Source organism: Enterococcus sp. BWB1-3 (assembly GCF_016745275.1).
Lineage (GTDB): Bacteria > Bacillota > Bacilli > Lactobacillales > Enterococcaceae > Enterococcus_L.
In genome coordinates, this window is record NZ_JADOEP010000023.1 from 1 (window position 1) to 19652 (window position 19652).

Here is a 19652-nt window from a genome sequence, read left to right on the forward strand (position 1 = left end):
AATGTGTATAAGTCATAGTGAAAAGTCTCCTTATTGATTGGTGTTGGAACCTCAATAATACACGATTTTTCACTAGGATGTTTTTTTATTTTTTAGGTGGCTAACTTGATTATAAAATTTGCGAAAATAATTAAATTTTCAGATACTATTTTTGACAGGATGGAAGACTGTTCAAAAAAGTTTAAAGATTCAGTCAATTTTTTATTGCATTTTTTTCTATACTGGCGTAACTTAGACAGTATAAATTTTAAAAATGAGGGATTCAGTATGAGAAATTTTGAAAAGTCAAAAAAACTTGAAAATGTAAGTTATGATGTTCGTGGTCCTGTTTTAGAAGAAGCAGACAGAATGCAGGAGGAAGGCATCAATATCTTGAAATTAAATACTGGGAATCCCGCCCCATTTGGGTTTGATGCCCCAAATGAAGTGGTTCGAGATATGATTATGAATGTACGCAACTCTGAAGGATATTCTGATTCGAAGGGAATTTTTTCAGCGAGAAAAGCCATTGAACAATATTGTCAGTTAAAGAAATTTCCTAATGTGACGATTAATGATATTTATACCGGGAATGGAGTCAGCGAGCTGATTACCATGTGTATGCAGGGCTTACTTGATAACGGAGATGAAGTATTGGTGCCAATGCCGGATTATCCTTTATGGACAGCATCTGTTTCCCTGGCAGGAGGAAACCCCGTTCATTACATTTGTGATGAGCAAGCAGAATGGTATCCTGATATTGATGATATCAAGTCAAAGATTACATCCAACACAAAAGCGATTGTAATTATTAATCCTAACAATCCGACAGGTGCTTTATATCCCAAAGAATTGTTATTGGAAATCGTGGAGATCGCCAGACAGAACGATTTGATTATTTATTCAGATGAAATTTATGATCGTCTGGTAATGGACGGTTTAACTCATGTTCCGATTGCAACATTGGCGCCTGATTTATTTGTTGTGACGTTAAATGGATTGTCAAAATCTCACCGTGTGGCTGGCTTTAGATGTGGCTGGATGGTTCTAAGCGGAGATAAAACAAGAGTGCAAGGATATATTGAAGGATTAAATATGCTTTCTTCTATGCGATTGTGCTCTAATGTACTGTCTCAGCAAATTATCCAAACAGCATTGGGCGGTTATCAGAGTGTAGATGAGCTTCTGCTTCCAGGCGGACGAATTTACGAACAGCGTGAATTTATTTATAATGCAATCAAGGATATTCCCGGGTTATCAGTTGTTAAGCCGAAAGCAGCCTTCTATATTTTCCCTAAAATAGATGTTGCCAAGTTTAATATTTATGATGATGAAAAATTTGTTCTGGACTTTCTTCATGAACATCATATTTTATTGGTTCATGGCGGTGGGTTTAACTGGAATCAGCCGGATCATTTTCGAATTGTTTATCTCCCTAAAATGGAGGATCTGAAATATACAACCGAAAAGATGACAGAGTTTTTGAGTACGTATAGACAAAAATAGCAGTCAAAGACTGGGGCCTCCTAAAGGTTTCCAGTTTTTTCATTTTATTAAGAATTGAAGATAAACTGTTCGAGTATACAGAGTGATTACTGCATAGAGAACAATAGAATATTTATTTGAATGTTACAGGAACTATCTGTTTGAAAATTATTTATTTTATTGCTTAGTCATAATGTTTCGCACAGATTGAATGTGGTAATGGAAATCGTATAAAATAAAGACCGCTTAAAAAGTATTTAAGCAGTCGTCATTTCTTCTCTTTTTGCAATTTTAGCTTACTTAGTAGTCATTTTTAGTCAATCATTGTACATTCTTTTTTGCTGATGACCATTCGATTTGTATATTTTTCTTTCATATCAGAGCTGGGATCATTAACCACAACTAAATATGAATTCTCATACTCTTTTTCTACATAGCCAACATGATTGTCTTTTTCCCAAGTAAAGCTGACTTTTTGTTCTTGTGCGATAAATAACACTCCTTAGTCTTAAAAAATAAAGTGATGTTGACAGTTGGTGAAGTGAATGAAGTTTCTTGCAGTTTATTATGCAATAAAGTACAATAAATTCAAAATGCGAATTCGCATATTTTTAATTAATTAAATGTTTTTGATAATCATTTTTTATAAAATGTTTTATTAGGAGTGAGAGTATGAATTCTTTTGGAAGTGTTATCAAAGAGATACGGAAAAAAAGAAAGCTGACTCAAAAGATGCTGTCGGAAGATATTTGTTCGCAAAGCGTTTTAAGTCGGATTGAAAATAATGAAGAGCTTCCGAATGTGGTCGTGATGCAGCAAATCTGTCAGCGACTCGGTGTGACGATGGATCAAATCATGCAGTTTCAATCGAAAGAAGTTCAGGTAGTGACACAGATGTTTGAAAAATTTGGCAACTATTTCCGCCACAAGGAATATGATAAGCTGATTCAATCCATAAAAGAAACTGGTTTGGAAGAACGTATTTATCTGGATACGGACTGGCAGCGCTACTATTATTATTTGGGAAGTTGTGAATTTTATTTATACCATAATTATGAACGGGCTGTTTTTTCCTTAAGAAAAGGGCTGTCGTATACCTATCAGACAAATAAGAGTAATCTTTCCGATCTTGAAATTCAGTTAATCAGCTGTTTGGGCAGTGTCTATGGCTTGATGGGGAAAAATGATGCAGCTGAGAAATATTTGAAGCTAAGTATTTATTATTTTCATGAATTGCCAAATGAAAGAATCAATGCGGAACTTACAAAGATCTTTTTTAACTATGCCTCATTTCTTCTTCAGGAAAACAGACCGAATGAAGCGCAGGTTCTTATTGATCAGGGTATTGTTTGGGCACGAAAAAAGAACAGCTATTACTACTTAGAAGAATTATTTGACCTGAAAAGCAAATTGTTGACAATGACCGGTAATGATAAGGATGCAGAAGTCTACAGCAAATTAACTGAACAGATAGGCCAAATAGCAACGATGAAATTATAGAAGGAATGGTCTACACCATTCTTGACTTATAGGCTGAGAAAGAGTAACTTAAACAGTGAGATAATTAAAGAAAGAAGGATGGTTATGAAAACATTTGTCTTCGCAGAAAAGTTCTTTTTGAAAAGTGATGTAAAAGGGCCGGGTTATCTGGAAATAACCGATGGAATATTTGGAGATTTTTACAAAGAACTGCCTGATGGTGAAGTTCAGGTTATTAAAGAAGAAGGAAAGTGGATTGCCCCGGGACTGGTAGACACGCATATTCATGGATTTATGAATCATGATGTAATGGATAATGATGCAGAAGGGATAAAAGTTATGTCGGAAGGACTTCTTTCCTGTGGAGTGACTTCTTTTCTGCCGACAACATTGACGTCCAGCAAAGAAAGATTGAAGGCTGTTGCTGAAACAATCGGAAAGGTTTATCAGGAAGTTCCTGGAGCTAAGATTCAGGGAATTTACTTTGAAGGACCATTTTTTACTGAGGAACATAAAGGGGCGCAAAATCCTAGTTATTTTGGAGATCCTGATTTGGCTGCTTTCCATGACTGGCAGGAAGCTTCCGGCGGTTTGATCAAGAAAATTGCATTGGCCCCTGAACGTAAAGGTGTTAAAGAATTTGTCAAAACGGTGACTGACGAAGGCGTAGTTGTTTCCTTGGGACACAGCGATGCAACACTGGAGCAGGCTGCTGAAGCAGTAGAAGCCGGAGCAAGTGTATTTGTTCATGCTTACAACGGAATGAGAGCATTGAATCATCGTGAACCCGGGATGGTGGGTGCGCTGATGTCATTAAAGCATGTTTTTTCAGAGTTAATCTGTGATGGTCATCATGTTCATCCCAATGCGGCGGATATACTGATGGAAAAAGCCGGACATGACCATGTTGCGTTAATTACAGATTGTATGATGGCCGGCGGTATGCCCGATGGTGATTATAATCTGGGCGAATTTCCGGTAGTTGTCAAAGATGGAACAGCTCGTCTTGAATCCGGTAATCTTGCAGGGAGTATTCTTAAGTTAAAAGAAGCAATCAAAAATGTAGTGGATTGGGAAATTGCGACCCCTGAACAGGCAATTATGATGGCAAGTCTGGTACCGGCAGTCAGCTGTAAAATTGAAGATAAATGCGGAATGATCGCAAGCGGTAGGGATGCAGATTTTATTGTTCTAAACCCGTCAATGGAGCTGGAAGCAACCTATCTTGATGGAGTAGAACGATACCGTACAGAAAAATAAAACATAAAAAACTCTCGGGCTTATATCAAGCCCAAGAGTTTTTATTGTTCATACAGGTGGTAATGTAGGCGATTCGATAGTTCCATCCTCATAGGCAATAAAGAAATCACTTAAAAAATAAGGATAAATCTCAATGTCGGTCTTATAAAGTGATTGAGGAATAACAAAGGTCTCCTCCTTGTTCCCACCGATGAAATCTCCATCAATTGTTTGACATACAACGAGAAAGTCAGCTTCTTTCCAGTCATTCACTTCTTCCATGGACAGTGTCTCTTCAGAGCTCAGAAAATTTATGCTGGTTTCAAAGATTTCTTCAATATTCATTTGAAAGACGAAAAAAGGATCATCGTCGGACTGTTCCTGTTCAGCTGAGGCCAAAGCTAAGAAGCTGTGAGGGTCTTTTTCAGTAAGTTCTTCTTTCAGTTTGTGAAAATCCATTTTATTCACCTACTTTTCGTTTTTAATACGCACTAGAAAATTAACAGTTGTATTTCTGGATAGACCTTTTGCTTCCAATTCAATTTCTTTACATAACAAGTCAGAACCTTCGTAAATGGGGGTAACTCGGTAACGGATTGTTTCCCCGTCATCCATAGCTTTTCGCACCTGATTCTCATATTTTGTCATGTAGGGAGTATTTACAGGTGTTTGATAAAGGGTTGTCAGATTTCTTGCATCATCTCCGGTGCCGCCCATTTGTCTGCCGATAAGATGCCCGCGAGAATGATTATAGGGTTCTTTTCCGGAAATAAAGCCGGGAGGACGAATCTCCTGCTTTGCAGAAGTACCAGTATTGACCATTTCTGGTTTAAGTAAGGCCTCAGCTCCTGTTGCTCTGCCCAGAGAATCCAGCTCGTGATAGGTGATCCATCCCTTTTTACTGTCTTTTAGTTCACTGTCAGTGAATGTTGCAGTTCCCAGTTCTTCCGGTCCCGGGTTTGTTGACTCCCCATTTGAAGGAGGGCTAGGAATGCTTTGTTCTACAGGTGCAGGCTCCATTCCAAAAAGCTCCTGAATCTGATCGGGTACCTGTATACCTAAAACACTTAATACTAAAATAATCAGCACGCCTGCCAATAGCAGCATGGGGTGATGTTTAAGAGAATCATTTTTCTTTGCCATACGTTTACTCCTTCATTTTACACTCATTCAAATATTATACGAAAAAAACGGACAAAGGAAAAGGCATTTAAAGATTTTCTAATGGAAGAATATCGGGGCAATTAACTGCTAACTGTGATAAAATTTTTAATGAGAGGATAGATGCAGATGAGTTATATTGATGTAATAAATGAATACAAAAGATATCACATGGGAAATACAGTGATCACGGCCAATGACGGGATTACCTTTTCTGTAGAAAAGGGTGAAGTAGCAGTTATTTTGGGTCCCAGTGGAGCCGGGAAATCGACAGTTTTAAATATTTTAGGCGGTATGGATTCTTGTGATGAAGGACAAATTATTATAGATACGACAGATATCGCCAAATTCAACAGCAAGGAACTGACCACCTATCGCAGAAATGATGTCGGTTTTGTTTTTCAATTCTATAATCTGGTTCCCAATTTAACAGCAAAAGAAAATGTGGAGCTGGCTTCACAAATTGTTTCAGATGCATTGGAGCCTGTCGAAGTATTAAAATCTGTTGGTTTGGGTGACCGTTTGGATAATTTTCCGGCACAGCTTTCTGGAGGAGAGCAGCAGCGTGTAACAATTGCCAGAGCGATTGCAAAAAAACCAAAGCTTTTACTTTGTGATGAACCAACTGGGGCATTGGACTACGAAACCGGGAAACAAATTTTGAGCATTCTTCAGGATACAGCCAGAAACACTGGTACAACAGTAATTATTATCACGCATAACTCGGCTTTGGCTCCGATGGCTGATCGGGTTATTCGAATCAATGATGCAAAAGTGCGGAGTATGACTACAAATGAGCATCCTGTTCCGGTTGCCGATATAGAATGGTAGGTTGTATGGAATGAAAAAAACGGCACTGTTAAAAACAAGTTTACGTGAAATCAGACAAACAAAGACACGTTTCCTGTCAATTACGGGGATTATCTTTTTAGGAGTAATGCTCTTTGTCGGCTTGAAGGCGACAGGTCCTGACATGATTGATACGGCTGACCGCTATTTTTCCAAACAAAAACTTGCAGATGGCCGAATCGTTTCTACGTTGGGACTAACAGAAAAAGATCTTGAAGCAGTAAAAAAATCTGAGGATGTTTCTGAGGTTTTACCTCGATATACAGCAGATGTGATGATTTCAAGTGAGAATGTTGCGATAAAATTTATTGGGAAAGATTTGTCTGCAAAGGATCAGTTGGTAGATTATGTAGTTACTGATGGCAGAATGCCTGAAAAAAGCGGAGAAATTGCATTAGACAGTTTGGCTGCTTTAACGAATAGTTACAAATTAAATGATACAATAGAGCTTTCGGACTCAGATGATCCGGACAATCAATTGAAGGTCCATGAGTTTAAAATTGTTGGCTTTGTTCAGTCACCTGAATATATCGAGGATATATCAAGAGGAAATACTACGGTTGGCAAAGGTACATTGGATTACTTTGCAGTCGTATCAGAAAATGATCTGGATCTTTCGGCATATACTGAAATTCTGTTTTCTTTTAAAGGTTTAGAGGGTAAAGGAACATACAGTTCTTCGTATGAAGCAGCGAGAGACAACGGAATTGCTGAACTGGAAAAGCAAACTGCCGCACGCCCAGAAGGAAGGGTGGAAGAAATTTGTTCAGAAGCTGCAGAGGAGCTGGCAGCTGCAGAGAAGCAGATTCTTGATGGTGAAAATACTTTAAAAGAAGCAGAACAAAAATTGAAGGAAAGCAAGACCGACTTGGATGAAGGATGGTCTGCTTTGGAAGAAGCTAAGGCAGCTTTTACTTCGCAGATATCAGCAGGTGAAAATGAACTGGCAGAAAATCAGGCAACGATCGATGCTTCTGAAGCAGAGCTGGTTAGTCAAAGAGCTCTGTTGGAACAAAAGAAGGCAGAGCTGGAGGCCGCAGCCGGGCAAGTAATAGAGGGGCAGAATGCTTTAAATCAACTTCAGTCAAGTCGGGCTGAACTGGTATCAAACTGGAACCTTCTGCAGCAGAAATTTGAAGACTACCAGGGTCTGACGGCCTCTATTACTGCTTTGCAGATGATTGAAGACGACTATTTTGCGAGCGCAGTTGCACAGCAGTCAGCTGAATGGATTGGGATTTTACAGCAGAACCAGGCATCAGCAGAGATTATGGCAGCAGTTCAACAATTGATCAATCAGCCTGTAAAAGAAAATCTTGCTGTTTATGTAAATACAGTTAATCCAGTATTGCTTGAAATTCAAAACCAGCAGAATCAGCTAAATGAAGGAATTCAAACAATCGATGCTCAAGCTACCCAAATTCAACAACAGATTGCTGAGTATAATGCTGGTCAACAGCAGATTATTTCTGCCGAAAGTCAATTACAGCAGGGGGCGGCTCAACTGGCAGACAGCAAGTCACAGCTGGCTGCAGGTTGGGCACAGCTGGAGCAATCTCGTGCAGAAGGACAGGCACAGCTGAATGCTTCCAGACAACAGCTTACTGAAGCTGAAGCTGCCTATAATGAAGGACAGGCAGAATTTGAAAAACAGAAGAAAGAAAAAGAACCTGAACTGGCAGCTGCCAAAAAGGAACTGAATGAAAAGAAGCAGGAACTGGCGGATTTAAAAGAACCGACCTATTATTATTTCACCAGAGACGACAATCCCGGGTACAAAGAATATAAAGAAAATGCTAATCGAATTTCTTCGCTGGCCGTTGTTTTCCCGATCTTTTTCTTTTTGATTGCAGCTCTTGTAAGCCTGACAACTATGACAAGAATGGTGGAAGAGAAGCGAACAGAAATTGGAAGCTTGAAAGCAATCGGTTATAAAAATTCAGAGATTGCGTTTAAATTTCTTCTCTATGGTATTACTGCAAGTCTTTGCGGCACAGTTCTTGGTTTAGCCGTCGGTTACTATCTGTTCCCGGTAATTATTTTTAATGCCTATGGTCAGTTATACAATATTCCGAACTTTATTACACCATGGTACCTTGACTATAGTCTGATTGCTGTAGTGGTTGCTGTTTTATGTACAGTGGGGGCTTCACTGGTTGTGCTTCGGATTGATTTATTTAGTACACCAGCTGTTTTGCTTCGCCCTAAATCGCCGAAAGCCGGAAAAAGAATATTATTGGAACGTCTGACACCGGTCTGGAAACGGATGAGTTTCATTGGAAAAGTCACGGCTAGAAATTTATTTCGCTATAAGCAGAGAATGCTGATGACGGTTTTAGGGATTGCCGGCTGTATGTCGCTGATTATCACTGGATTTGGACTGAGAGATTCCATTTCAGAGATTGTAGTGATCCAGTTTAATAAAATCTGGCATTATCAGGCAGTGGTTACGGCTTCTGATAATGAAACGGATGATGAATATAAGGAATATCAGGCGGAGCTGGATCGGATAGATGGGCTGAAAAGCGTCATGTCTCTCCATGCGGAAATATTTGAAACGACAGATGAAGCAAAAGCGGTGCAGAATGTTTCAGTTTATGTTCCGGAAAAGCCGGATGAAATCTCTTCATTTATTACGTTTATCAATCGCCGGACTAGTGAAGAATACAAATTGGCAGACGATGGTGTAATTATTAATGAGAAGTTGTCTAAGTTGTTCGGGTATAAAGTAAATGATGAACTTGTTTTAAAAGATTCTGATAATCAGGAATATACTTTTAAAATTAAAGGAATTGCAGAGAATTATACAGGACACTTTGTTTATATGACACCGGATTATTATAAGAAAGTTATTGGGGAAGCCCCGGTTTACAGAACAGATTTTCTTCTGTTTGATAAGAAACCGACAACGAAGGTTGAAACAGATACAGCTGAAATACTGATGGAAAATCCGGGTATTCTCAATATCTCATTTCTTTCCAGCTCCAGTGATAGTTTGAGTGACACGATCAGCAGTCTTAACGTAGTTGTCTGGGTTCTGATTGTGGTATCAGGCTTGCTGGCATTTATCGTTTTATACAATCTGACGAATATCAATGTATCTGAGCGAATTAGGGAATTGTCAACAATCAAAGTACTCGGCTTCTACGACAATGAAGTGACGATGTATGTTTACCGTGAGAATATTATTCTAACGATCATTGGGATTTTATTTGGTACGGCTCTGGGCAAGATTGTTCATAGATATGTGTTGGAGACAGTGGAAGTGGATATGCTGATGTTTTCTCCAACCATACATTGGATTAGCTATGTGTATTCTGCATTAATTACCTTATTCTTTACTTTTTTTGTAATGATTCTAATGCATAGAAAGTTGGAAAAGGTCGATATGATTGATGCGCTGAAATTAAATGAATAGATTTCTAAAAGATAAGACTAAAGCGTTTATTTAGAAAGATATTGTTTTATTGGACAGTATAGTGTCTTTCTCTTTATCGAGAGGCTGTTAAAAAAATCAATATTTTAACTGTATTACTCAACTTTCGAATTTTAAAATCTAAGCTTATCCATTGTTATTATTGAATCCAAGAAGATTTTAAAAGAACCCTTGAGTTATAAATTAACTTCTGCGAGCTTTTTTTAAAATTGGAAGGCAACGAATACGGAAGCGGTCGTAGTTACAGTTACTTGACTAATTCAATACGAAGTCATGCTGCAAATTTCCAAATAAAATTAATACAATAAATTAAGTTATGTTTTTCTCTTTCGGCACCAAAGCTTCGTTGTACTTTTCCAGGTTCGAAAGCTGATTCTGTTTTTTGAATCTAGAAAGATAGTAAGAAAATCTGTGTTATAAAATGAGATTTGAAGGTTAGTCAAGCTATATACCTTTTTCTAATAAAATAAACTATTATTTTGCTTCTGATTATTGTTTTTCCGATATTCCCTGTTATTTATGTGTAAATATTGGTAAACTATAAATAGCGTCAAACAAGAAAGGAAGTGAGAAGGTGATACAGGGAATACCGATTCAGACGATCTACTTGTATATCCTGATTATCTGTGCAGGGATTGCAGTACTTCTTTTGCTGATAGGTGATATTTTTGATTTTGACGGTCCCATTGATCCAATGCTGCTTATACCATGGATTGCCTTTACGTCACTCTTTGGCTATCTGGGAGAATACATAACGGACTGGAATCATTGGCTCATTTTACTGGCTGGCGGAGCCATTTCAACCATCATTGTCTTCGTATTGAATTTCTATTTGTTCAGCCCTATGAGAAATGCAGAATCTACGATATCTATCTCAGAAAGAGACATGGAAGGAAGTACCGCAACAGTGATTACTCCGATTCCGGTTAACGGCATGGGAGAAATCCAATTCAAAAGTGTGACTGGGTCGCTCAGCAGACCTGCAGCTTTCTATACTCCTCAGGAAAAGGAAGTGGAAAGAGGTCAGGAAGTATTGATTATTGAGGTGCGTGATCGAGTTTGTTATGTTGTACCCTATGAAAATACACTTAAGTTATAAGGGGATATGAGAAATTAAAAGGGAAGTAATGAAGCAGCTGTAATCTCTTGAAGAAATAGTTATAAGCTGCAAAGTTGTTTTAGGATTGGGAATGTATGTCTCTTAAGAAGACAGTCCATCTTCAAGGCGTGGGCTGCCTTAATGCCAAAAAGAAAAAGGAGTTTGATAGTATGGATTTATTTATTTTTGCCCCAATTGCATTGGCTGTATTTGTTTTATTAATGATGTTGATTATTTTTGTTTCCAAGTACCAGACAGCAAAACCGGATGAAGCGTTAATCATCAGCGGAAGCTATCTAGGCTCAAAAAATGTGCATAAAGACGATCGTGGAAATAAAATTAAAATTGTGCGCGGTGGAGGAGCCTTTGTTCTTCCAGTTTTCCAACGTTCAAACCGGATCAGTCTGTTATCAAGTAAACTGGATGTTTCTACTCCTGAAGTTTATACTGAGCAAGGGGTTCCGGTAATGTGTGATGGAACATCGATTATCAAAATCGGTTCATCTGTAGAAGAAATAGCTACAGCTGCAGAGCAATTTTTAGGAAAAACTCGGGAAGAACTGGAAAATGAAGCGAGAGAAGTACTGGAAGGTCATTTGCGTTCTATTCTGGGTTCGATGACAGTGGAAGAAATTTATCAAAACAGAGATAAATTCAGCCAGAGTGTTCAGGAAGTAGCCAGTGTTGACTTGGCAAAAATGGGGCTGATTATTGTCTCGTTCACGATTAAAGAGGTACGCGATAAAAATGGTTACTTGGATTCATTGGGTAAGCCTAGAATTGCTCAGGTAAAACGAGATGCGAATATTGCCGAAGCAGAAGCACTGAAGGAGACAAGAATTAAAAAAGCAGAAGCTGAAAAAGATTCACAACAGGCAGAACTGCAAAGACAAACAGAAATTGCTGAAGCATCGAAGGAAAAAGAATTGAAGCTTGCAATCTATAAAGAAGAACAGGATATTGCCAAAGCGAAAGCCGATCAGGCCTATAATCTGGAAAGTGCCCGAGCACAGCAGGAAGTTATTGCTCAGGAAATGGAAATCAAAGTCATTGAACGCCAAAAGCAAATTGAGTTGGAAGAAAAAGAAATTACGCGTCGTGAGAAACAATATGATTCTGAAGTGAAGAAAAAAGCTGATGCTGACCGTTACGCGAAAGAGCAAGAAGCACTTGCACAAAAAGCGCGTGAAGTCGCAGAAGCGGAAGCAGAACGCTTTAGAGTGGAAAGCTTGGCTGAAGCGGAAGCAAACCAAACACGCTTAGCCGGTCAGGCTCAGGCGGAAGCTATTCTGGCTCGAGGAAAGGCCGAAGCAGAAGCAAAACAAAAAATCGCCGATGCTTTCAAACAATATGGTGAAGCTGCAGTACTAAGCATGGTTCTGGAAATGCTGCCTGAATTAATGAAAGAAGCAGCACAGCCTTTGGGTAATATTGATAGAATTTCTGTTGTAGATACTGGTTCCGGCGGAGAAAATTCCGGAGCAAACCGTATTACCAACTACGCAACCAACCTGCTTGCAGGAACTCAGGAAACCCTGAAAGAAACAACTGGTTTGGATGTAAAGGAACTCATCGAAAACTTTACAAAAAGAGGAACCAGCAGTAGTGTAAATTACTACGAAAACGGTGACTCAGCCGATTCAAAAGAATAGGATAATAAGAAGATTAATCGATCAATTAATGAGACTGGGACATAACTCAAAAAGTTATATTCCAGTCTCTTAAAATCCAGATAAACGGTGGGAGCAGAAGCAACTCCTTGGGAAATAAGCTGAAAATTCTCTAAAATTTATGGAGCAATTTTCGTGAATTCCTTCTTATTTCTCGGAGTTAAACATTTGTCCCAACCTCATTATACTGAAAAGTACCTGTCCAGTTTTTTTGCAGTTTGGATAACTAAATGTAAAAAAGTTGAACTGCTGTACTAAAGATTTAAGTATGTGTCGTAATTAAAAACAGAGTTAAGGTCAGAGCATTAGCTGTTTCTAGAATTTTTACAGCTAATTTGAATCCAGTTAGGGATGAAGTCAATGTTCTTTGCTGAGCTGCTCCTGTGTTGGCTCCGCATTTTTTGGATTAGAAGCCTAACTTAGTCTTAGGTTGATCGATACGCTAGAGAGAATGTCGGTGAAGAAGAGTAATTAGATGCAAAAAATGGTAGAATCAAAAGTATCAGCTCTTATTTTTCATAAGAAGAATAAATTTTCAGAGATAAAATTTATTTATATAAAAGTTATATTAGTTTAAAAATAAATGAAAAAGATGAAGAAGGTTGTTTTTTCATTTCGAGAAAAATGATTGAAATAGAAAATAAACTATATAATAGTACATAAAATCTAATTCCAGCTGTTGTAAAAATATTCAGAACCAGAAAAAATCTTAGGACACAGCTGTTGCTTCCTGACACATAAAAGGATACATATTAGCATTTTTGAGAACTAATTCAATTTTTGAAAATCGCTATATAAATTTAAAGTTTTTTAATAACTTTTGGAGTAAAGAGTGTAATTTCAGACGTCATTTTGGTTTGCAGAAGAGTTTTTTTGAAGTATCATAGATATGTCAGGATATAATCAGTATTGCAATTTTCCTTTTTTTATCATCAGATGAAATCAGTGCAAATAAGTGTGAATACTCATCTTTATCCGTAAATCAATAGTAAAGATTGTTGTTATGTGGGAGGTTGTTTTTTTGTTGTTATCATATTCCACACTATTTCCAATAGTTTGAATTGGAAATTTCAAATGAAAAGAGTAAATAATAAATATTTTAAACAGATGTATTTGATAGAAAAAATACATCTATATAGAAAATAGAATACCTATTCAGTCTCTTTCTTCTCGTCAATTCTTTTGTTTATTTTCTTTCGCAGCTTCTCCAGTTCTTTCTCTTTTTTTTCCAGTTCCAACAAATCTTCGTCGATTTGGCGTTGTTTTTCAATTGGCTTGGAACGTATAAGAAAATTTATCGAGATTGCCACAAATGTTCCAATAAATGTGTCAAGAACCCGTTCAAATGCATAATAGACAGATTCACCCTGCGGCACACTTAATGCAATCATCAGCAATGTCGCGATTGCAGAGATAATTCCGGGGTTGTTGCCGATGCCGTCTGATAAAACAATAACAATGATAACCAGAAAAGGCAGGAAAAAGAGTTCAACCATAAAATCATTGGAGAAATATTTCAAGACAAAGAAGTATAATAGAGCAAGCATACCGCCAATCGAATTTCCGATTACCCGTGATTTGCCAAAAGCTAGGCTGGAAGTTAGATCCTGACGCAGGGAAAAAACGGCTGAAAGTGCTGCAATCATGGGACCTCCCCGATCAAAAATCTTGAATAATAAAATACATATCATAACTGCCAGAGCACTTTTCATTGTCCGCATGCCCAAACGGAATGGACCGATTACCATAATTTTCTCTCCTAAAAAAATATTTATTATTCCATGATAACCGAAATAGAGGTAAAATTACTAGTGATGAATTTTAGAATCAATAAATTTTTACGAGGAGATGTATAAATGAAAATAGGATTACGAACCGTTAAAACAGCTTTCAGCGCAGCTGTTTCAATTGTTTTAGCCTCCGGATTGGGTTTGCTGAATCCTGCTTCAGCTGGAATCATCTCCGTTTTAAGTGTGACAGCAACAAAGAGATCCTCGTTTTTAACAGGAATTTATCGGCTGCTTTCTTTGGCACTTGCTACAGGTATTGCTTTTTTATGTTTCCATATTTTGGGATTCACGCCTTGGGCATTTGGCATCTATCTGTTATTGTTCATTCCGGCGGCAGTTTCTTTGAATTTGTCTGACGGGATTGTAGTCAGTTCAGTACTCGTCACACATTATCTGATTGCTGGATACATAACTTGGGAATTGATAGCCAATGAATTTCTATTGATGATTATTGGAGTGGGAATGGCATTGCTGATGAACCTTTACATGCCGGATGTGGAAAAACGCTTAAAGGAGGATCAGGAAGTAATAGAAGCAGTTTTTAGAAAAATATTACATGATATGGCAATGTACTTAAATGAAAATCAGAAGGAGCGAAGTTTGTTTGTTCGCTGTGATGATTTGAAAAGCCTGATAAATGAAGGACAGGACTGGGCAAAAAATCATGCGGAAAATCAACTGCTGTCCAAAGACAGTTACTATCTGGACTACTTTACTATGAGAAGAATTCAAAGTACCATTTTAAAGGATATGTTAAGACTGTTGGAACGTGTGATTGTCGAACCGGAGCAGGTTAAAAATATTCAGGAGCTTCTAGCCTATACCTCTCAAACATTTTCAGAAGCAAATGATGGTAGGGAAATATTAGACAGAATACGTGCAGTTTACGAAATTTACAGAGAAAAACCTCTTCCGGTGTCCAGGAAAGAATTTGAGAATAGAGCGGAGCTTTTCCAGTTTTTGCAGTTGTTTTATTCATTTATTGAAGTGAAGGAAGAATTTGCAAAGGATAACTTAAATAAAATCAATGGTAATAACCGGGAAGAAGGCTGAGCTTTTCGGAAAAGCTAAACGATGAGAAAAGTTTGAAAAGAAAATACACAGACATAAGGCGGAGTAGTATGGATGATTCTGCCTTTTTTTTATTAAAAAGAGTAAGCGGTCAGCCTCTTTTATGACAACCTTTATTTATAAAGATGGAAATGTTAGAATAGTTTTGTTAGTTGAAAGTATTTTTTGAAACATCAATTACCAGAAAAAAAAGGCTTTATGGAGATTCAAGGGGAGAATACAATGGAAATAAATGAAAAAGATTTTTTGCTGGAAAAAGCAAGACAGGCCGCAGACAGTCTTGGTGCATTTTTAGATCAGGAACAGGAAGCAACTGGCGGTTTAGCAAAATCAAATGACAGTCGAATCAAGAAGACAATTCTCAGAAAGCCTCAGGAGGACATGGTACACCTGAGGGCTGAGAGAAAAAAACTTCTGTAACAATAACTTGTAACTGATTTGAATCGGTTGTTAGATTGAGACACTCATCTAAAGTAAGGCTCAAAAAGACACGGGAGAAGAATGCTGGAGCGCTCCAGCATTCTTCTCCTGTGTCTTTTTATGATTAGGGTGTGTCTGAAACCTATTGAGAATTGAAATTAAAAGTTGTTCCTACGCTTCTTCGAATGCTCGTCGCATGTCTTAGGGACATACAAGACATGCTATATGCACAGCCTCGATAAATATTCCTTGAATAGAGGCTCGCTCATCTAGGAGCATTAGCAGGATGGTATGCAATGCTCTGATTGAAATAAATTTATCGGAATTTATTCCCAGTACAAAGGGATAGCTGTACGTGTAGACAATATAACGAATGTGGGGACATAGTAATATTCCTTCTTTAAGCAAAATTAGCTCTATCCATTTTTTCGAAAATATTCGCCGATAGAGTTTCCAGACAGATTCTAATTATTGTTGTGCCCATTTTTGCTGTATCTGATCCAATAAATCAATGGTATCGATTGTCATGAATAATGAGCGGTTTGGTTGATCCCCGCTAATAGCAGCAATCATGTTGCTTATTTCATAATTAAGTGCCTGACTGGTATCTCCTGACACAATCGTTTCTACTGTTCCGTCATTAAAATGTATTTTTGCAAGATCAGCTCTTGGATAGTCTTCAATAGTGATATAGGCATTTTCAAATGAAACAATCCCCACTTTAGGAGCTTTTGATTGAAAACTTAACGTTACTGCAGCCATTTCCTGTTTCTTATTTTGCAGAATGGTCACAGATTGTTCGTCAACTCCGGTAGAAAACGGCTGCATGACAGAGGCTGCCACAAAAGGCTGCTCTGTCATGAACCAGCGTGCAAAAGAAACAGCGTAGGTTCCGATGTCCAGCAGAGCGCCTCCAGCCAAGTCTGGATTAAAGAAGCGGTTCTTAGGATCTGGCTCTTTGTAACTTCCAAAAGGAGCCTGAATCATTTTTAGTTTTCCGAATTTTCCTGTATCAATCAGCCGCTTTAATTCAGTGTAAAGAGGCATGTTGAAAATCGTCATTGCTTCTGCGAGAATCAAATGTTTTTTCTCAGCAAGCTTTACTGCTTCCAGCAATTCTTCGCTGTTCATCGTAATTGCCTTTTCACATAGTACATGCTTTCCTGCCTTGAGAGCAGATAGAATATGTGCAATGTGCTGTTTGTTTGGAACCGATATATAAATAACATCAATGGTTTCATCTGCCAGCAGTTCCTCATAGGAGCCATAATAATCAGGTATTTGATACGCTTCTGCGAAGTGTTTGGCTTTGTCAGCAGAACGTGAAGCAACTGCTTTTAAAACACTTTGTTCCTGTTGGAAGCCTGCAGCGAACTGATGGGCAATCTCGCCAAGACCAATGATCCCCCAGTTATAGTTTGTCAAGATAGTTTCCTCCTAAATTATTTGATTTCTTTTATTATACTAAATAAAAGAATGTCTACGAAAAGATTTAACGTTAAAAAAGAAAAAAGCTTTCTTTTTAATAATTAATAAGTGCTTTTTTAAGCCATTTTAAGTAAAATGAGAGAAGGAGGGATGAAGATGCATCAAGTATATGTAGATATTATTGTCAGTGCAATTATTGAACAGTTCTTTTCAGAAGAACATTTTTATTTGGAACATCTAAATATAGATAAGGATCAGTGGGAGAACTGGAAGAACGGCAGAGGAAATCTGAACAATGAGGATATGCAAAAAGTAAAGAGTCTTTTTACTGATTATGAGTGGATGCTCACTCAAAAAATTATGCGGCAAACGGTCTTATTTCCTGAAAAGCGGAATATTGCTGTCTCTGAATATAAACGGTTGAAAACAATGATAGCCAGAAAATGGATGAAAAGTGATGTTGGACGGGCGGAGCTGCTTCCGTTTAACAATTCCATCCAGGATGATGAAGGCTTCATCAATTTAAAAGTTTCAATTGCTTATGGAGAATGGGGATTTGATGATATTATCACATTCCGATTGCCGTCTAAACTACAGCCGCAGCTTGAGGGATCAAAAGTTGAATTGCTGGATTGGATGGATGAAAATTTAATGGAAACCTACGTAATGGATTAGACTGGATTGATTCTGCAGAGAAAAACTGTTATAATTACTGACTTGTAAAGTAATGAGAGCTATTTGCCAAGACAGAGTGATCTGTGTACAGGAAAACAGTAAATAAAAAAGTAGGGATTTTATGAAAGTTAAAAGGGGTAAAAAAAGACAATTTCCTGTTATTTTGTTGGGGTTGTTGATTGTTACAGGAATATTTGTTTTTTCTTTTCGTATGTATTTTGGAGATGACATTGAAAAGACTATCAATACACAGGACAACGCATCTGTATCAAAGGAAGAATTTATTGATCGAATCAGGCCCCATGCTCAAGAGCTGCAGGCATCCTATGGTGTACTGCCAAGTATTATTATTGGGCAGGGAATCCTTGAATCGAACTGGGGGCAGAGCACACTCGCAGCTGAATACAACAATCTTTTCGGCATCAAGGCGTATGGTGATGAAGAGAAGGTCAATCTTGAAACCAAAGAGTACATAAATGAGTTGTGGGTGACAATCCAGGGGGACTTCAGGGTTTATGATACATGGGAGGAGTCAATGGACGATCACACACGTTTGTTTGTAAATGGTGTCACCTGGAATCCAAGACTCTATGAAAATGTTCTTTTAGCAAACAATTATAAAGAGGCTGCACAGGCATTGCAGTCAGCCGGTTATGCGACAGATCCGGATTATGCAGATAAAGTAATCCATGTAATTGAGAGTTATGAGCTTTACCAATACGATCAGTAGCTGAAGCAGTGAAAGGAAGTGCTGAGATGGAAAAAAAGTGGGTACCAGAGGTCATGACACTTTTGAAACAGGACATTATTAAAGTTCCAGAAGTAATCAATGAGGCGAGCGGTATTCTAATTTTCGGGAAAAAGATTCGTTCGATTATTTTTACAACAGATATATCAATTATCAGAAATACAAATGCTGATGCTGTTATCGCAGTCTATCCATTTACACCACATCCTGCAATTACCAAAAGTATCATTGAAGCTGCTGATATTCCTGTTTTTTCAGGAGTAGGCGGCGGGCTGACACAGGGGACACGCTCTGTATACATGAGTATGTTTGCAGAGGCGCAGGGCTCACTTGGTGTGGTGCTTAATGGACCAACGCCGATTGAGACAATCCAAAGTGTATGTGATGTGGTTGATATTCCTGTGATTAGTACTGTGACGTCAAAATACACCCCTCTGGATGATAAACTGAAGGCGGGCGTTTCTCTAATAAATATCAGTGCCGGTAAAGAGACGCCAGCCACTGTAAAATATTTTCGTGAAAAGTATCCAGAGCTGGGGATTATTGCCACTGGAGGGCCTACAGAAGAAGTGATCGGAGAAACGATTAAGGCTGGGGCGAATGCTATCACTTATACGCCGCCGTCAAACGGTGAATTGTTCAGTAAGAAGATGCTGAAGTACCGTGAACAGGAAAAAAAAGATATGCTGTAAAATGATTGAATCAGGATGGGAGTAGAAGACTCCTGTCTTGATTTTTTCTTTTTAAGATCGGTCTGAAAATTTTTGAATGCTCGTCGCATGTCCAAAGGGCCTATGAGACATGCTGTATGCGAACGATAAGACGAAGAATATGGGACCATTCTTTCTTTAAACGGAATTCGCCTATATCTGCTTTTGAAAGGGCTTGCTTCAGGGTTTTTTAGACAGGCCCTAAATAAAAACTATTTTTTTTATTCTCTTTTATAAGAAAATTCTAAGTATGGTTATCTTGTATTTTAAATAAAATTGTGGATAATTGAATCTATTATATTTCTTAGTATGTATAGGGTCATAACAGGGGGCCGTTTCTGCCCAGTACCATAAATTCCGGACTATAAGCGAAGAAGTGAGTTCAATAACGCCCCCTTTTTTGCTTTGCAAAC

The 19652-nt window shown here is 38.0% G+C and carries 17 protein-coding genes and 1 riboswitch; of the genes, 12 read left to right on the forward strand and 5 right to left on the reverse strand.

From position 1 onward, the window contains the following. The first annotated feature begins 267 nt into the window (after positions 1-267). On the forward strand, positions 268-1485 hold the full coding sequence (locus IW492_RS13930; protein ID WP_202068292.1) for a pyridoxal phosphate-dependent aminotransferase: 1218 nt from the start codon (positions 268-270) through the stop codon (positions 1483-1485). Between the two features lie 292 nt (positions 1486-1777). On the opposite strand, the gene IW492_RS13935 is transcribed toward IW492_RS13930, so the two are convergent. After that, the gene (locus IW492_RS13935; RefSeq protein WP_202068389.1) at positions 1778-1963 is read right to left on the reverse strand and encodes a hypothetical protein; all 186 of its coding nucleotides are present in this window, start codon (positions 1961-1963) and stop codon (positions 1778-1780) included. A 173-nt stretch (positions 1964-2136) separates the two neighbouring features. Here IW492_RS13935 and IW492_RS13940 point away from each other — a divergent pair, with 173 nt between their 5' ends. Beyond that, positions 2137-2964, forward strand: coding sequence for a helix-turn-helix domain-containing protein (locus IW492_RS13940; RefSeq protein WP_202068294.1), 828 nt, complete (start codon positions 2137-2139; stop codon positions 2962-2964). An 84-nt stretch (positions 2965-3048) separates the two neighbouring features. After that, entirely contained in the window at positions 3049-4203 is a 1155-nt protein-coding gene (nagA, locus tag IW492_RS13945; protein ID WP_202068296.1) for an N-acetylglucosamine-6-phosphate deacetylase, read from the forward strand. 48 nt (positions 4204-4251) lie between these two features. Here nagA and IW492_RS13950 read toward each other — a convergent pair whose 3' ends face one another. Continuing rightward, positions 4252-4641 (reverse strand): hypothetical protein, encoded by a 390-nt coding sequence (locus tag IW492_RS13950; RefSeq protein WP_202068297.1) that lies wholly within the window; start codon positions 4639-4641, stop codon positions 4252-4254. A gap of 9 nt (positions 4642-4650) precedes the next feature. Further along, positions 4651-5325 (reverse strand): DNA/RNA non-specific endonuclease, encoded by a 675-nt coding sequence (locus tag IW492_RS13955; protein WP_202068298.1) that lies wholly within the window; start codon positions 5323-5325, stop codon positions 4651-4653. Positions 5326-5472: 147 nt separating this feature from the next. On the opposite strand from IW492_RS13955, the gene IW492_RS13960 reads away from it, so the two are divergent. From IW492_RS13960 to IW492_RS13975, 4 genes are all read left to right on the forward strand, one after another. Further along, a complete protein-coding gene (locus tag IW492_RS13960) occupies positions 5473-6174 on the forward strand; it encodes an ABC transporter ATP-binding protein (protein ID WP_202068299.1) in 702 nt (233 codons plus the stop codon). 10 nt (positions 6175-6184) lie between these two features. After that, a complete protein-coding gene (locus tag IW492_RS13965) occupies positions 6185-9610 on the forward strand; it encodes an ABC transporter permease (RefSeq protein WP_202068300.1) in 3426 nt (1141 codons plus the stop codon). Between the two features lie 592 nt (positions 9611-10202). Next, on the forward strand, positions 10203-10727 hold the full coding sequence (locus IW492_RS13970) for a hypothetical protein (RefSeq protein WP_202068301.1): 525 nt from the start codon (positions 10203-10205) through the stop codon (positions 10725-10727). A gap of 170 nt (positions 10728-10897) precedes the next feature. After that, positions 10898-12379: a flotillin family protein gene (locus tag IW492_RS13975; protein WP_202068302.1), complete on the forward strand. Its 1482-nt coding sequence runs from the start codon at positions 10898-10900 to the stop codon at positions 12377-12379. A 1169-nt stretch (positions 12380-13548) separates the two neighbouring features. Here the strand turns inward: IW492_RS13975 and IW492_RS13980 are convergent. Then, positions 13549-14145 (reverse strand): FUSC family protein, encoded by a 597-nt coding sequence (locus tag IW492_RS13980; protein ID WP_202068304.1) that lies wholly within the window; start codon positions 14143-14145, stop codon positions 13549-13551. 108 nt (positions 14146-14253) lie between these two features. On the opposite strand from IW492_RS13980, the gene IW492_RS13985 reads away from it, so the two are divergent. Next, complete coding sequence (locus tag IW492_RS13985) at positions 14254-15240, forward strand: aromatic acid exporter family protein (RefSeq protein WP_202068306.1); 987 nt, start codon at positions 14254-14256, stop codon at positions 15238-15240. Between the two features lie 240 nt (positions 15241-15480). Continuing rightward, positions 15481-15678: a hypothetical protein gene (locus tag IW492_RS13990; protein WP_202068308.1), complete on the forward strand. Its 198-nt coding sequence runs from the start codon at positions 15481-15483 to the stop codon at positions 15676-15678. Positions 15679-16146: 468 nt separating this feature from the next. Here IW492_RS13990 and IW492_RS13995 read toward each other — a convergent pair whose 3' ends face one another. Beyond that, positions 16147-17103 carry a Gfo/Idh/MocA family protein gene (locus IW492_RS13995; RefSeq protein WP_202068310.1) on the reverse strand — a complete coding sequence of 319 codons (957 nt, stop codon included), beginning with the start codon at positions 17101-17103 and terminating at the stop codon, positions 16147-16149. Between the two features lie 159 nt (positions 17104-17262). Here IW492_RS13995 and IW492_RS14000 point away from each other — a divergent pair, with 159 nt between their 5' ends. The 3 genes from IW492_RS14000 (at position 17263) to IW492_RS14010 (ending at position 19221) form a co-directional block, all read left to right on the forward strand. Continuing rightward, positions 17263-17781, forward strand: a complete 519-nt coding sequence (locus IW492_RS14000) for a hypothetical protein (protein ID WP_202068312.1) — start codon at positions 17263-17265, stop codon at positions 17779-17781. A 121-nt stretch (positions 17782-17902) separates the two neighbouring features. Next, on the forward strand, positions 17903-18511 hold the full coding sequence (locus IW492_RS14005; protein ID WP_202068314.1) for a glycoside hydrolase family 73 protein: 609 nt from the start codon (positions 17903-17905) through the stop codon (positions 18509-18511). A 26-nt stretch (positions 18512-18537) separates the two neighbouring features. After that, complete coding sequence (locus tag IW492_RS14010; protein WP_202068316.1) at positions 18538-19221, forward strand: hydrolase; 684 nt, start codon at positions 18538-18540, stop codon at positions 19219-19221. 307 nt (positions 19222-19528) lie between these two features. Further along, a riboswitch (purine riboswitch) is annotated at positions 19529-19624 on the forward strand. Positions 19625-19652 lie beyond the last annotated feature (28 nt).

Excerpts from the sequence above, each read along its gene's own strand:
- IW492_RS13955 (WP_202068298.1), bottom strand. The coding sequence starts at position 5,325 with ATGGCAAAGAAAAATGATTCTCTTAAACATCACCCCATGCTGCTATTG.
- IW492_RS13950 (WP_202068297.1), bottom strand. The coding sequence starts at position 4,641 with ATGGATTTTCACAAACTGAAAGAAGAACTTACTGAAAAAGACCCTCAC.
- IW492_RS13990 (WP_202068308.1), top strand. The coding sequence starts at position 15,481 with ATGGAAATAAATGAAAAAGATTTTTTGCTGGAAAAAGCAAGACAGGCC.
- IW492_RS13930 (WP_202068292.1), top strand. The coding sequence starts at position 268 with ATGAGAAATTTTGAAAAGTCAAAAAAACTTGAAAATGTAAGTTATGAT.
- IW492_RS14005 (WP_202068314.1), top strand. The coding sequence starts at position 17,903 with ATGAAAGTTAAAAGGGGTAAAAAAAGACAATTTCCTGTTATTTTGTTG.
- IW492_RS14010 (WP_202068316.1), top strand. The coding sequence starts at position 18,538 with ATGGAAAAAAAGTGGGTACCAGAGGTCATGACACTTTTGAAACAGGAC.
- IW492_RS13965 (WP_202068300.1), top strand. The coding sequence starts at position 6,185 with ATGAAAAAAACGGCACTGTTAAAAACAAGTTTACGTGAAATCAGACAA.
- IW492_RS13975 (WP_202068302.1), top strand. The coding sequence starts at position 10,898 with ATGGATTTATTTATTTTTGCCCCAATTGCATTGGCTGTATTTGTTTTA.
- nagA (WP_202068296.1), top strand. The coding sequence starts at position 3,049 with ATGAAAACATTTGTCTTCGCAGAAAAGTTCTTTTTGAAAAGTGATGTA.
- IW492_RS13985 (WP_202068306.1), top strand. The coding sequence starts at position 14,254 with ATGAAAATAGGATTACGAACCGTTAAAACAGCTTTCAGCGCAGCTGTT.
- IW492_RS13940 (WP_202068294.1), top strand. The coding sequence starts at position 2,137 with ATGAATTCTTTTGGAAGTGTTATCAAAGAGATACGGAAAAAAAGAAAG.
- IW492_RS13960 (WP_202068299.1), top strand. The coding sequence starts at position 5,473 with ATGAGTTATATTGATGTAATAAATGAATACAAAAGATATCACATGGGA.
- IW492_RS13980 (WP_202068304.1), bottom strand. The coding sequence starts at position 14,145 with ATGGTAATCGGTCCATTCCGTTTGGGCATGCGGACAATGAAAAGTGCT.
- IW492_RS14000 (WP_202068312.1), top strand. The coding sequence starts at position 17,263 with ATGCATCAAGTATATGTAGATATTATTGTCAGTGCAATTATTGAACAG.